At 72.6% G+C, this 14,052-nt stretch carries 11 protein-coding genes; 9 read left to right on the top strand and 2 right to left on the bottom strand.

Annotated features, from left to right (window positions below; genetic code table 11):
* Positions 1-105 precede the first annotated feature (105 nt).
* On the bottom strand, positions 106-900 hold the full coding sequence (locus HNR57_RS16730) for an SURF1 family protein (protein ID WP_184560791.1): 795 nt from the start codon (positions 898-900) through the stop codon (positions 106-108).
* Positions 901-1,130: 230 nt separating this feature from the next.
* Here HNR57_RS16730 and HNR57_RS16735 point away from each other — a divergent pair, with 230 nt between their 5' ends.
* Positions 1,131-2,999 (top strand): S9 family peptidase, encoded by a 1,869-nt coding sequence (locus tag HNR57_RS16735; RefSeq protein ID WP_184560792.1) that lies wholly within the window; start codon positions 1,131-1,133, stop codon positions 2,997-2,999.
* 81 nt (positions 3,000-3,080) lie between these two features.
* On the opposite strand, the gene HNR57_RS16740 is transcribed toward HNR57_RS16735, so the two are convergent.
* A complete protein-coding gene (locus HNR57_RS16740) occupies positions 3,081-4,979 on the bottom strand; it encodes a potassium channel family protein (protein ID WP_184560945.1) in 1,899 nt (632 codons plus the stop codon).
* Between the two features lie 182 nt (positions 4,980-5,161).
* Here HNR57_RS16740 and HNR57_RS16745 point away from each other — a divergent pair, with 182 nt between their 5' ends.
* The 8 genes from HNR57_RS16745 (at position 5,162) to HNR57_RS16780 (ending at position 13,971) form a co-directional block, all read left to right on the top strand.
* A complete protein-coding gene (locus HNR57_RS16745) occupies positions 5,162-6,262 on the top strand; it encodes a permease (RefSeq protein ID WP_184560793.1) in 1,101 nt (366 codons plus the stop codon).
* Positions 6,259-6,969 (top strand): TIGR03943 family putative permease subunit, encoded by a 711-nt coding sequence (locus HNR57_RS16750; RefSeq protein WP_184560794.1) that lies wholly within the window; start codon positions 6,259-6,261, stop codon positions 6,967-6,969. The genes HNR57_RS16745 and HNR57_RS16750 overlap by 4 nt, the downstream gene beginning before the upstream one ends.
* Before the next feature lie 64 nt (positions 6,970-7,033).
* Positions 7,034-7,408 (top strand): Pycsar system effector family protein, encoded by a 375-nt coding sequence (locus HNR57_RS16755; RefSeq protein WP_184560795.1) that lies wholly within the window; start codon positions 7,034-7,036, stop codon positions 7,406-7,408.
* 251 nt (positions 7,409-7,659) lie between these two features.
* Positions 7,660-8,328, top strand: a complete 669-nt coding sequence (locus tag HNR57_RS16760) for a Crp/Fnr family transcriptional regulator (protein WP_184560796.1) — start codon at positions 7,660-7,662, stop codon at positions 8,326-8,328.
* 92 nt (positions 8,329-8,420) lie between these two features.
* Positions 8,421-9,212, top strand: a complete 792-nt coding sequence (locus HNR57_RS16765) for a hypothetical protein (RefSeq protein WP_184560797.1) — start codon at positions 8,421-8,423, stop codon at positions 9,210-9,212.
* Positions 9,205-11,469: a hypothetical protein gene (locus HNR57_RS16770; RefSeq protein WP_184560798.1), complete on the top strand. Its 2,265-nt coding sequence runs from the start codon at positions 9,205-9,207 to the stop codon at positions 11,467-11,469. Before HNR57_RS16765 ends, HNR57_RS16770 begins: the two co-directional genes overlap by 8 nt.
* Complete coding sequence (locus HNR57_RS16775; RefSeq protein WP_184560799.1) at positions 11,466-12,539, top strand: hypothetical protein; 1,074 nt, start codon at positions 11,466-11,468, stop codon at positions 12,537-12,539. The genes HNR57_RS16770 and HNR57_RS16775 overlap by 4 nt, the downstream gene beginning before the upstream one ends.
* Positions 12,532-13,971, top strand: a complete 1,440-nt coding sequence (locus HNR57_RS16780) for a DUF4407 domain-containing protein (protein WP_184560800.1) — start codon at positions 12,532-12,534, stop codon at positions 13,969-13,971. Before HNR57_RS16775 ends, HNR57_RS16780 begins: the two co-directional genes overlap by 8 nt.
* Positions 13,972-14,052 lie beyond the last annotated feature (81 nt).

The following is a 14,052-nucleotide window of genomic DNA, read 5'->3' on the forward strand; positions in this document are numbered from 1 at the left end:
GGGCGCGGGCACGGTGTACTGGACGGGCGGTGCCGGCGGGGGCGTACGAAGGGGAGCAGTCTCGCCCGGGCTGCGGACCCACCCTGGCCCCGGCGAAGACGCCCCTCACTTCACGGCGGCGTCCACGGCGACCGGCTCCTCGTCCGTCACCAGCCCCAGCTCCGCGTCCCGCACGGACTCCACCTCACGCCGCAGCAGCCGGAACCACATGAAGATCACGAACCCCACGAAGGCGAACCACTCGGCGGTGTAGCCCAGGTTCTGGAACGCCTTCAGGTCCAGCCCCGAGTCCGGCGGCGCGGCGGCCGGCACCGCCTTCATCCCCGCGTCACCCTTCGACAGCGTGACCCACGCGTCGTACACGTCGTAGGGCACCAGGTTCACCAAGGACGCCGCGCTGATCGCCGCCGTCTGCCCGGCGGGCAGTCCGCCCTGCGCACTGACCCCGTTGTCCCCGGGGGTCTCCGACGCCTGGAGCGCCCCGGTGACGGTGACCTCGCCGGCAGGCGGTGCGGGAACCCGTGCGGTTCCCGCGGCCCCGGGCAGCCAGCCCCGCACCACCGGCAGCGCCTCGCCCGAGCCGGTTCGCAGGAGGGTCAGCACGTAGAAGCCCTGCTTGCCGTCGAGCTCCCGCCCGGGCACCAGCAGCTGCTTGCCGTACCGCCCGCTCGCGGTGACCAGCTTCCCGGACGTGGCCTTGGTCACCGGCAGCATGTCCTTGAGGGGCCGGGGCGCCTCGCGTCCGGCCTCGGCGACCTGCTCGGTCGCGGTGTGATGGTCCTGCACGCGGTCCTCGAACCGGCCCAGCTGCCAGGACCCCATGAAGATGCAGAAGGGGATGGACAACAGCACGAAGACGTTGATCCCCCACCATCGGGGCGTCAGCAGAAACCGGTACACACCCCCACGGTACGGGGCTGTCGGGCACGCCCTGCCCGCGGGGTCGGCAACGGAGAGGGCCCGTCGGGGAGGCCGGCGGAGAAGAGAGCGGTTGCCGACCCGCCAGGCCTCGGCGAGCCCGACGTCGGGCCGCGGGGCCCGACCGGCTCGGAAGGGGGAACCGGTGGAGGTTGTCCACAGGCTGGGGACCTCGCCAGCGCATTGTCGGCCCGGGCGGGCAGTATGGGGCCATGACTGAGAGCAACGGGTCCGAAGCGCGGGATCAGCGGGACCAGCACGAGCAAGCGGTACAGGCGGGACAGCAGGAGCGGATGCCGGACTGGGAAAAGCGCTTTCGGGCGCCCCGGGTCTCCCTGCCCGACTGGGCGGAGGACGCTCCGGACCGTGCCCTGTTCGTCTCGAACGCGACCGGGACGTACGAGCTGTACGCCTGGGACCGGTCGACGGGCGAGCAGCGCCAGGTGACGGACCGCCCGAACGGCACGACGGACGGTGTGCTGTCCCCGGACGGCGCGTGGATCTGGTGGTTCGACGACAAGGACGGCGACGAGTTCGGCGTGTGGCGCCGCCAGCCCTTCACGGGCGGCGCGGACGAACCGGCCGCCGAGGGCCTGGAGGCCTCCTACCCGGCGGGCCTCGCCCTCGGCCGGGACGGGCGCACGGCGGTCGTGGGCCGCTCCACGGACGAGGACGGCACGACCATCCACCTGGTGCGCACCGGCGAGGAACCGGTGGAGATCTACCGCCACCGCGAGTCGGCCGGAGTCGGCGACCTCTCCCACGACGGCTCGCTCATCGCCATCGAGCACACCGAGCACGGCGACGCGATGCACTCCGCGCTGCGCGTCCTGCGCCCCGACGGCACGGTGGTCGCCGGCCTCGACGACACCGAGGGCGGCACCCGCGAGCTGGGCCTGGAGGTCCTCGGCTTCGCCCCCGTCGACGGCGACACGCGCCTGCTCATCGGCCACCAGCGCCGCGGCCGCTGGGAGCCCCTGGTGTGGGACGTGGCCACCGGCGAGGAGGCGGACCTGGCGCTGGAACTGCCGGGCGATGTCAGCGCCGAGTGGTACCCGGACGGCAGCGGCCTGCTCATCGCGCACAGCTTCGAGGCCCGCAGCGAGCTGTTCCGCTACGACCTGGCCGGCCGCGCCCTCACGGAGATCCCGACCCCGCCGGGCACCGTGTCCGGTGCGACGGCCCGGCCGGACGGCAGCGTGGAGTACCTGTGGTCCTCGGCGGCCGAGCCGTCCGCGGTCCGCTCCACGTCGGGCGGTGTCGTGCTCGACCCGCCCGGCATGAAGTCGCCCGGCTCGGTGCCGGTGGAGGACGTGTGGGTGGAGGGGCCGGGCGGCCGCATCCACGCCCTCGTCCAGAAGCCGCAGGGCGCCACCGGCCCGCTCCCCACGGTCTTCGACATCCACGGCGGGCCCACCTGGCACGACAGCGACTCCTTCGCGGCGGGCCCCGCGGCCTGGGTCGACCACGGCTATGCGGTGATCCGTGTCAACTACCGGGGCTCCACCGGCTACGGCCGGGCCTGGACGGACGCCCTGAAGCACCGCGTCGGCCTCATCGAGCTGGAGGACATCGACGCGGTGCGTGAATGGGCCGTCGGCTCCGGCCTCGCCGACCCCGACCGCCTCGTCCTCACCGGCGGCTCCTGGGGCGGCTACCTCACCCTCCTCGGCCTCGGTGTCCAGCCCGACGCGTGGACCCTCGGCATCGCGGCGGTGCCCGTCGCCGACTACGTCACGGCGTACCACGACGAGATGGAAGCGCTGAAGGCGATGGACCGCACGCTCCTGGGCGGCACGCCCGAGGAGGTCCCCGACCGCTTCGAGGCCTCGTCCCCCCTCACCTACGTCGACCAGGTCAAGGCCCCGGTCTACATCTCGGCCGGCGTCAACGACCCCCGCTGCCCGATCCGCCAGATCGAGAACTACGTCAAGCGCCTGGAGGCGCGAGGCGCGGTGCACGAGGTGTACCGCTACGACGCCGGGCACGGCTCGCTGGTGGTGGACGAGCGGATCAAGCAGGTGCGGCTGGAGCTGGAGTTCGCGGAGAGGCACCTGAGGGAACGGGGGAGCGCCCAGTAGCCCAGGAGGCGGGGGTGGTCCGGCGGCTGCGGGTGGGGTGTGGCTGATCGCGCGGTTCCCCGCGCCCCTCGGGCGCGGGCGTCACGCCCCCGCCCGCTCCCGCCGCCTCCGCCCCAGCAACTCCGCGAGCCCCCGCCGGGTCGCCGCCAGCACCACCCGGTCCCCGGCCCCCAGCACATACGTAGGAGGCAGATCCCACACCAGCCCCGATGCCGCCGGCACCCGCTCCTCGCCCGCCGGTTCTCCCTCTCCCCGACGTCCCCCGGGAGGTGACGTGTTGAGCGCCAGCACCCGCCAGGCCCCGGCCCGGAACGCCTCCCCGACCGTCCGCCCCTCCAGCTGCGGATGCCCGGCCACGTCCAGCTCCGCGAACAGCAGCACCCGCCGCTCCACCGGAATCGCCCCCAGGATCTGCCGACCCATCATCGCCCCGGCGAACGCGGGAGCGGCCAGGTGCGACACACTGCGGCTGCGCGTGAGGGCGAACGGATGCGCGGCCCGCAGCGTGCGGTACACGGCCGTCGCGAAGTCGTCGTCGTACAGCCGCAGTACGACCCGCAGGTCGGGCCGTACGGACCTGGCGTACAGCGACGCCTCCAGGTTCGTCGTGTCCGCGCTGGTCAGCGCCAGCAGCGCATGGGCCCGGTGGATCTTCGCGGCCTCCAGCACGCCTTCCTGGGTGACGTCCCCGAGTACCACCGGCACTCGCAGCCGGCGCGCCGTGGCCATCCCTCGCGCGTCCGGATCGGACTCCACGCACACCACGGGGATGTGCAGCTCCCGCAACCGCGTCAGCACCCGCGTCCCGATCTTGCCGAGCCCGAGCAGCACCACGTGCCCGCCGAGGCCCCGCGGCGGCTTGCGCAGCGCGGACGCGCTGCGGAACGTGCCGAGTGCCTCCAGCACCGCGGCCAGCAGCACCGGCAGCAGCAGCAACCCGACCAGCCCGGACAGCAGTTGCAGCACCTGCCGCGCGGTCGACTTATGGAACGCGGGATCGTTGATGCCGAACAGATCGAGCAGCGTCACGTAGGTCGCGTACAGCGGATGCTCGCCGGTCACGATCATCAACCCGACGGCGAGCGCCAGCACACAGCCCACCAGCCCGGCCAGCGACCACCGCAGCCGCCGCGAGAACAGCGAGGCGAACGGCGGCACACCGCCCCGCCCGGCGGGCAGGGACGGCCCCGAGTACGACACCTGCTCCAGGACGACGGTGCCGCGCCCGGTCGCCGCCGCCACCGCGGCCTCGTCCGGCAGCAGCCGGGGCCGGTTCTCCCCGCTGCCCTCGGAACCGTCCGCCCCGGCCGGGTCGTTGCTCGTCGCGGACAGCAGCGCCAGGGTGCACAGCCCCGGGTCGGCCACCTCGCCCGGCCGCGGCGGCTGGCGTTCCACAGCACGCAGCACCAGCCCCTCCGTCTGGACGACCTTGCTGGTGCCGGCGAGAGCGGTGGCGGCCAGCGCGGGCGCGGCCGTGTCGGCGTCGGACAGCACGGTCGTCGACGCGTCGAGGCCCGCTCCCCGCCCGTCCCCGGCGGCGACGGCGGCGGTCTGGTCCAGCAGTTCCTCGATGTGCTGCCCCAACCGCCGGTTGTACAACCGGAGTACGAGGCGGATGCGGGGGTTGAGCCGGCGGGCGGTGAGCGCGGCGCGGATGTTGGTCTCGTCGTCGTCGTAGACGAGCGCCAGTGCCGCCGCCCGGTCGGCGCCCACCTCGGTGAGCACCGCCTCGGTGACCTCGGCGGCCTCGACGACCTGCTCGTTCGCGGCCGGTTCGCCGCCGCCCGCCCCCGCCCGGCTGACGGCCGCGCTCACCACCCGGTCGAGCAGCGCCGCCGACGCGGCCCTGGCCCGCCCGACCACCGGGCGGCGCACCCGCCTGCCGGAGGGCGGTACGACGAGCGTGACCTGCTCGGCGTAGACGCCGCGGAGTTCGGCGGCCAGCCGGTGCGCGAGCCCGTCGTCACCGCACACGATCATGTGCGTGGCCGGATCACTCGGCTGACCTTGGTTCGGAACGCTCCCCACGAGGAGAAGACTGCCTCACCGGGACGGCCGGTTCCAGAAGGGGACGGTGCCGCGTGAACGCCCGGCCGTCGCCGTCCGTACGCAAGGGGAGGGAATGGGGAATGCCCTCGCGCACCACCGGAGGTACCGGGCCCGTGGCCATCACGAAGACTGCCCCGCAGGACAGCGCCGAGCCCGGCGGCACCGAGGGGGACGGCGGCGCGACGGAAGGCCGCGCGACGGAAGCCCGCGCCAAGGAAGCCCGCGGGAACGAAGGGCGCGAACAAGAAGGCCGCGAGCAAGAAGGCCGGCACCTCAACTCCCCCCTCCTGCTGACCCTTGTGCTGCTCACGGCGGTGATGTTCCAGGACCCGATCCGCGGGGCCCTGGCCGCACCCGTGATGCAGAGCTGGATGACGGTGTTCGTCGCGGTCATGGTCCAGGCGCTGCCGTTCCTGGTGCTCGGCGTGCTGTTGTCGGCGGCGATCGCGGTGTTCGTGCCGCCGTCGTTCTTCGCGCGGGCGCTGCCGAAGCGCCCGGCCCTCGCCGTCCCGGTCGCGGGCGCCGCCGGTGCCGTACTGCCGGGCTGCGAATGCGCGTCCGTGCCGGTGGCCGGAGCCCTGGTCCGCCGGGGGGTCACGCCCGCCGCGGCCCTGGCCTTCCTCCTCTCGGCACCCGCCATCAACCCGATCGTGCTGACGGCGACGGCCGTGGCGTTCCCCGGCAACCCGGAGATGGTCCTGGCCCGTTTCGTCGCGAGCCTGCTGGTGGCCTGCTCGATGGGCTGGCTCTGGCACCGCCTCGGCCGCACGGACTGGCTCCGCCCACCGGACCGCGCGTCGTACGAGGGGCAGGGCAGGGGAGCGGCCTTCTGGGGGTCGGTGCGCCATGACGTGACGCACGCGGGCGGTTTCCTGGTGATCGGCGCGATGGCCGCGGCGACCCTCAAGGCCGTGGTCCCGGCGCAGTGGCTGAGCCTCGCGGCGGGCAACCCGGTCCTGTCGGTCCTGGTCCTCGCCGCCCTGGCCGTCCTGCTCTCCATCTGCTCGGAGGCGGATGCGTTCGTGGCGGCGTCCCTGACCCAGTTCTCCCTGACGGCCCGTCTGACGTTCCTGGTCGTCGGCCCGATGATCGACCTGAAGCTCTTCGCGATGCAGGCGGGCACCTTCGGCCGTGCCTTCGCCCTGCGCTTCGCCCCCGCGACCTTCGCCCTCGCCGTCGTCGTATCGGCCCTGACCGGAACGGTCCTGCTGTGAACCGCCTGGCCCAGACGGCCCTCCTCTTCCTCCTCGGCGCGACCCTCCTGCACGCCGCCACGACCGACCTCTACCTGCGCTACGTCAAGGAGGGCCTGCGCCCCCTGGTCCTCCTGGCCGGCGCGGTCCTCATCGCCACGGCGGCCGCCACCCTCTGGTACGACCGCAGGGGCCGCGCCCACGACCATCACCCGCACCGCGAACCCCGTGTCTCCTGGCTCCTCACGCTCCCGGTCCTCGCCCTGATCCTGGTCGCCCCACCGGCCCTGGGCTCCTACAGCGCGGCGCACACCGGCACGGCCCTGACGAAACCCTTCGGCTTCCCAGCCCTCCCCACCGGGGACGCACCCCTGCGCCTCGCCGTGGCCGATTACGCGGGCCGCGCGGTCTACGACGACGGCCGCTCCCTCCAGAACCGCCGGCTGAAGATCACCGGCTTCGTCACCCTGGACCGCAAGGGCACCCCCTACCTGGTCCGCATGGGCCTCAACTGCTGCGCGGCCGACGCCCAGCCGGTCAAGATCGCCCTCACGGGCGCCATCCCCCCGGTCCTGCGGCCGGACACCTGGCTGGAGATCACGGGCACCTACACCCCCCGCCGTATGAAGGACCCGGTGAACGGCGGCCCGATCCCGTACCTGAAGGTGACGACCGCCCGACCGGTCCCCACCCCGCACGACCCGTACGACGAGACGTGGAACACCTGAACTCCGGTGTGCCACGCCCGCTTTGGGGTACTCGGGAAGAACCGCTGATCAGCGAGGAGTACGCATGAGCACACTCCACGGCGAGCACACGGCGGAACTCGACCCGCCGCGCCTGTCCGAGGCGGTCCGCGCGGAGCTGGCCAAGGCGGACCACCGGGCCGGCCTGACCCTGGCCACCCTCGGCGCGGCCCTGACCGCCCTCCTGGCCGCGATCACCGCCGGGGTCATCACGCCCACCCAGTACGCCACGATCCCCCAGCTCCTCCTGTGGACCGGCTGCGCGGCCTGCGCGCCGTCCCTGGTTCTGCTGAGCCTGGCCACAGGGCCCCGGCCTGCCGACATCCCGTCCCGGCACCGCCGCATACGGCACGCGATGGGATGGGGGGCGGTGTTCCTGGCTCTCACTGTGGCGGGGACGCTGGCCGGGGTGCTGTCCTAGTGCCTCAGGCCCCGAGCCGGACGCCCCATTACATTACTCGCCGGTATTGAGATCGGCCGTTCAAGAGGAACGCTCGTTCGGTCAATTCAGGCTTCCACGCGAGAAAACAGGCCACTTCTCTTCACCTCTGTTTGCCAGGGCACGGCCCGACGGCAGCATGGTCGGGCTTGAGCGGCGCGAGGCGCCGCGGAGTGAGACCGTCGGAGGTGCTGGTGAATCACGTGTGGCCGCCATCAACATTTCTCGGCCGGTTGCGGAATGCCACACGCGAGGAACTCCTGGAACTGGGCACGCCGATCGCCTATCCACCGCATCGTGCGCTGCTGCAGCAGGGCGACGAGAGCCGGCACGTCCTGCTGATCACGAGCGGTGTCGTGAAGGTCGTCGCCAGCGCGGAGAGCGGCTACGACATGCTGCTGGCCGTCCGGATAGCGGGCGACCTGGTCGGTGAGATGGCCGCCTTCGAGGACCGCCCGAGGTCCGGCACGGTCGTCGCGTGCAGCGACGTGACCGCGCGCATCATCCAGATGCGCGCACTTGAGGCCTTTCTCACCCGCCACCCGGACGCGATGCGGGCCATCCTCCACATGCTGTGCGCCCGCCTGCGCTGGGCCAACCGGCGACGGGTGGACTTCCAGGCCTACGACTCGCTGACCCGGCTGGCCCGGGTCCTGGCCGAGCTGAGCCAGGCCTACGCCCAGCCCGTGCCGGACGGCGACGGCCGGCGGTGCGACCTCGGTGTGACGCTCACCCAGAAGGAACTCGCCTCGCTGGCCGGTCTGAAGCTCAACACGGCCGAAAAGAGCCTGGCCGCACTGACAGCACAGGGACTGGTGGAACGCAGTTACCGAACCATAACCATCTGTGACGTCCCGAAACTGCTTGAATTCGCCAAAGTCGTGGCCGACAACCCGTATTAGTACGGGATCACTTCTCGCCCCCTCTCCTAGCCTCTCGGGCAGCACTTCGTGAGCGGTGCCCGCTCATGGCACGTCCAGAGAGGAATGATCGGGTGGCTGAGTGGTCCGGTTTCCGTCCTTGCGCCTGTATAGCCGTGGACGCGGAGGCCTACGGTGGAAAGAACGACCGTGGACAGTCCCAGACGCAGCATGATCTGCCGCGCCTTCTGGACGGCGCCGCCAGGGGCGCCGACCTGGATCGCGCGCAGTGGCAGATCCAGCGCAAGGGCGACGAGCAGCTCGCGGTGCGTCTCCTGGACGGCACCGAGCCGCGCCTGGTCGACGACTACATTCGCCATCTCGTCGCCGAGTTGCGCGAGTACAACGTCCAGCGCGTGCCCGAGGCCCGGATGCGGCTGCGGGCGGTCGTCCACCAGGGGCTGGTGGAACTGGCCGACAACGGTTTCGCCGGCACGGCGGTGGTGGCCACCGCACGCCTGCTGACCGCGCGTCCGCTCTACGACGCCCTGGCCGCCCACCCCGGTGCCGACCTGGCGCTGCTGTTGTCCGACGACGTCTTCCGGTCCACGGTGGCGGGAGGGCACACGACCCTGTCCACCGAGGACTTCACCCGCGTCACCGCGCAGGTGAAGGAGTACGAGGCCACGGCCTGGCTGTGGGTGCCCGCCCCGGCCGTGGCTCCGCCTGAGCCCGGGGCCGCGCAGTGGGGGAAGCACGCGGCCCCGGCACCGGGGGAGCCCGCGGCGGACCGGCCGCAGCCGGCCGCCGTGGGCGGGCCGTTGATCAGCAACGAGTACCGGGGCGAGCACACCAACGTCACCAACATCGCCGGCCCGGTGGACGCCCGGGGAGCCGTCTTCGGCTTCGGGAGCGCCGGTGGCTGACGTCACGGACCCGGACGACGGGCTGGACCCGCCCCTCGTCCCCGCTCCCGACGAGGACCCCGAGCCGCCCGTGCCGGACGACCCCGGCAGCGCACCGCGGGCCGGGGACGAGGAGCAGGGCTCCGACAGGCCCGCCGAGCGGCGCCGGGAGCCGGACGAACGGGAGGAGGACGACCGCGGTTACGACGACCTCCGCCGCGTCCACCAGCTCGTCAACAACAACTTCTACGGTGTCGTCGACGCCACGGGAGCGGCGTTCGGCATGGGCGCCGCCTCGTCCCCGGGCCTCGCCCCGGGCACCATCGAACCGGAGGAAGCGGACCGGGCCCTGCGGTTCTACCTGCCCCCGCAGCCCTGCTTCGACGAGGCGCTCGACAAGCTGCGCGAGAACGCCCTCGTGGTGCTGACCGGCCAGGACGGATGCGGCCGGGGCGCGGGATCCCTCGCCCTGCTCCGGGAGATCCTGGGCGACGCGGCGAGGCTGCGCAGCCTCTCACCCGCCAACGCCCTCGCCGACCTGGCCGCGTCGCGGGACCTCAGACCAGGTCAGGGATACGTCATCCTCGACTACGTGGGCGAGCTGCCCGACCGGGCCGTGCAGGCCTATGAGGTCGGGCGGCTGAGCGAGGAACTGCGCCGCACGGGGTCGTACCTGGTCGTCACGGCGGCCGGGGCGACGCGCCGGCGGCTGGCCCTGCGGGACCACTGCGTGCCGTGGCACACCCCGGACCCGGTGGAGCTGTTCGAGCACTGCCGGCGGATGCTGCCGCACGTCCCCCTCGCACCGGACACCGAGCAGGAGCTGCTGGAACGGGTCGGTGAGCAGCGGCGGCCCGCGGACGTCGTCGCCGCTGCCGCCGTCCTGCCCCAGGAGGGTGCCGGGAAGGCGCTGGACACCCTCCGGGACCTCTACCGGGAGCGGGTCCAGGAGTGGTTCCGGCAGCAGCCCTCCGCGGACGACCTGCTCCCGCTCGCGGCCCTGGCCTTCCTGGAGGGCGTGCCGGAGCGGACGTTCGAGAAGGAGTGCGCCGCGCTCGCCGTTCACGTGCACGAATGGGAGCAGAGCGGCGAGAGGCCGGTCGCCGGGGCCGACGACGAGAAGGGGACGTCACCGGGCGGCGCGGTCGCCCGGCAGTCCCGGGCCCGGTGGAGGGAACGGGCCGTGGGGCTCGTGACGACCGAGCACCGGCCGGGCCGGGGCCGGGACGCCGGCCGCAGCGAGCGGCGTCCGGTCTTCACCTCGCCGCGCGTCCGCGAGCTCGTCATCGCCGAACTCCACGACCTGTACGGATACGGGCTCTGGTACCCGCTGCGCCAGTGGCTGGGCGACCTCGCCCTGCGCGGCGACCTCGACACCCGTACCGAGGTGGCCCGCGGCGTCGCGCTGCTGGCCCGGCACGCCCTCGTCGAGGTCGACGAGAACCTGCTGAAGGTGTGGTCCGAGGGACTCACCAACCAGCGCGTCACCGCCGCGCTGACCCTGCAGTTCATGTGCGACGTCGAGCATCTCGCGCCGCAGGCCCTGAACATCGTCGTGAGCTGGACGGACAACAGCGGCCAGGGCCGTGCCGTGACGGCGGCCATGGCGCTGACGGGCCGCCTGGGCTCCCTCTACCGGCTGGACGCGCTCAACGGGCTCTGGTCGCTGGCGCAGCGCGGGGAGCGGGTCGCGTTCTCGGCCCGCCGTTCGCTGGTCCTGCTGTTGCAGACCGCCGAACTCGATCCCGAGCGCGTGCTGTTCATCCTCCGCTACGTACGGACGGTGATCGCCAGGACGGGGCCGGGGTCACGGGAGAGGTCGATCGCGCTGCGCACCACGGTCCAACTGCTGGAGGCCGTAGGGCTGGAGACCGACGAGCCCGTCACCGCTGCTCTTCTGCGCACCGTCCCGGACAGTGCCCGCCACCTCGGGTCCCTGTGGGCCGACGTACTGCACAGCGGCAACAGGAGCCGGGCGGTCGGCGCGCTGTGCCGGACGCTGGTGCAACTGCGCGACGACCCCTCCGTCACCGGCGCCGTGCGCGAACTCGGCGAGGCCATGCGCGGCGCCATGACGGGCCGCCAGTGGGCGGCCCTGTGCCACCACCTGTCCATCGCCCTGAAACACCCCGACTACGCGATCCCCGGCGCCCGCCAACTGGCGCAGGTGCTCATCGGATCACTGCGCGGACGGGCGCCGGCGGACCCCCGGCGGACCACCGCGCGCCATATATCCACCGCACCCTTCCCTTCAGCCCGAGGAGGCCGAAGCAAGTGAACTACCCGGTCATCGCCGAGCACATCCTGACCACGGTCCAGGGGACCTGGTGGTCTCGGCGTCGCCGCCGCGAGGACGTACCCCCACTGCCGCCCGGCGCGGCCTACGTCTTCAGGGTCGGCGGGAACTACCGCACCTTCCCCGAGGGCATGGTGTTCGACCCGGCCCACCCCGACGTGCTCGACGCCTCCTCGGTCAGCCTGGTCGACACCCGGGCCCGCCTGGTCGAGGTCGAGCGCACGCTCCCGTCGATGAGCGAGGCGGACAACTTCACGGTGCGGGCGGCCTTCACCTGCCAGGTGACCGACCCGACGATCGTCGCCCGGCAGGGCATCATCGATGTCACCGTTCCCCTGCGTGCCTACCTGATGGGCGACTCCGACCTGCCGAGGATGGGCGCCGGGCACCGCGTGGAGGAGGTCAATGCCGTACGCATCGAGGTCAGCCACCGTATGACGGCCTACAGCGCGATCGTGCCACCACGGGTCGCGGGCATGAGCGTGGAATTCGTCAGCGCCGAGGTGCACGCCTCGGACGACCTGCGCGACTGGGAGCAGAAGCTGCGCGACGAGCGGCGTGCCTGGGAACTCCAGCGCGGGCAGCGCGACTTCGAGACCGAGGACGCCCGGCGGATCGCGGAACTGCTCTCCCAGGGATCCGACCACGTGGACGCCTTCGGCATCGCCCGGCAGGAGATCGACGTCACCCAGGCGGCCGCCCGGATCCACCGGGCCACCGATGAGGAATCGGCCCGCCGTCACACGGCCGAGACGTCCGACCGGGCCCATGCGCAGGCGCGGGAGACGGCGGAGGCGCAGATGCGCCGCGACATGCTGCTGACGCTGCTGCGGCAGATGGGCGGCAGCGAGTACGTCGACTACCACCAGGTCCTGGACCAGGTCCTGCGGGAGACCGGCGGCCAGGCCGCACCCGCCGTCACAGCCGCCGCCGACAGCGCCCGCATGGTCGAGCCGGGCACGGCGCGCGCCGGCAGTGCGGCAGCGGGCCGGGCCGGCGCGCGCGACGCCCAGGTTGGTTTCGTCGCGGACGAGGACGATCTCGTTGACTGACTTCCTCACGAACCTCCGGACGGCCTCGCGCCCCGCGGAGGACCAGCAGCCCCATGGCGACGGCGCTGCCGCTCGCGCCGCTCGCGCAGAGAACGGACGGGCCACCGCCCGCACCACCGGGCGGCGGGAGGCGCCCGCCCCCGCCTCCGTTCCCCGCCCCTCCGGATTCGGCACCGCACGACGGCTGCGCGCCCTGACCGGTGTCGACGAGGAACTGCTGGCCAGGGTCAAGTACGAGCGGAGCAAGTACACGGCCCTCGGCGGGGTGGTGCTCGGCACCTCCGTCATCGCGGCGTTCTCCATGTGGAACTTCGCGACCGAGGCACTCGGCAGGGTCTCCTTCCTGGCCCTGATACCGACGGTCATCTGGATGCTGTTCGTCCTCAACCTCGACCGCTGGCTGGTCACCCCCCAGCCGAACGCCCGGCGACGGGCCGGCCCTCTCGTCACGCGCCTGCTCATCGCGCTCCTGCTCGGTGTGGTCATCGCCGAACCGCTGGTCCTGCGCATCTTCCAGACGGCCATCGAGGAACGCGTCGCGGACGAACGCACGGACGCCATCGACCGGCTGCGCACGAACCTGGTCCGCTGCAACCCCGTACCGTCCACGACTCGGGCCGTCACACCCGAGGGATGCGGCCGGACGTACGTCCTCTCCTTCGGTGCGACGCCCGGCGAACGCGGCGAGGAACTGGAAGCCCTGCGCTCGGACGCCGCCACCCTGCAGAAGCGAGTGGACCGGGACACCACCCGGCTGGAGGCCATCGACTCCGAGGTACGGGACGAGTGCCGCCGGCTGGTCCGTATCGCCGCCACCGGCCTCTACCAGCGGACCTCCGAGTGCCTGCGCCTGCGTGACAAGGCACAGGGCTACCGGACCACGCACCGCACCAGCGAGAACGAGAAGCGGCTCGCCGGCATGAACAACCGCATCTCGAAGATCGAGGCCGAGCTGACCGGGTCCCGCGGGGCGTTCCTGAAGGCCCGCGCCGACGGCATCGAGCAGCGGCTGGACGAGGAACGCGCCAAGCAGAGGGAGATCGGTCTCCTGGAGCGGATCCGCGCCCTCGACGAACTCGCGAGCGGCAACGCGGTGCTGTTCGCGGGCATCTGGCTGGTCCGCCTGCTGTTCGTGCTCCTCGACATGCTTCCCGTGCTGGTGAAGTACCTGAGCGGCGACACCGCGTACGACCGGATGCTCAGCAGCGAGAGCAACAGCGCCGTCAAGATCCACGGAGAGGAGGTCCGGCTCGCCGAACGCCGTGCCATGGCGAATCTGGAGATCGCCCAGGACGCCATCGAACAGGACGTCCGGCGCCACCGCGCCGAATCGGAGGCGGCGTCCAGGGAGCACACGGCCGCGATGAACATCAGGGTCCGGCAGGCCGTGAACGCCCTGGAGGACGAGATCCGCCGGTCGTCGACGGTCTGAAGCACCCGCCCGCACGAGGAACCGCGCACCACGGCTGCCGCCCGCCCGCCGGGCGGCAGCCGCCCGACACCGACGGCAAGG

This window comes from Streptomyces paradoxus (assembly GCF_014202475.1).
Lineage (GTDB): Bacteria > Actinomycetota > Actinomycetes > Streptomycetales > Streptomycetaceae > Streptomyces > Streptomyces paradoxus.

Excerpts from the sequence above, each read along its gene's own strand:
- HNR57_RS16735 (WP_184560792.1), top strand. The coding sequence starts at position 1,131 with ATGACTGAGAGCAACGGGTCCGAAGCGCGGGATCAGCGGGACCAGCAC.
- HNR57_RS16755 (WP_184560795.1), top strand. The coding sequence starts at position 7,034 with ATGAGCACACTCCACGGCGAGCACACGGCGGAACTCGACCCGCCGCGC.
- HNR57_RS16740 (WP_184560945.1), bottom strand. The coding sequence starts at position 4,979 with ATGATCGTGTGCGGTGACGACGGGCTCGCGCACCGGCTGGCCGCCGAA.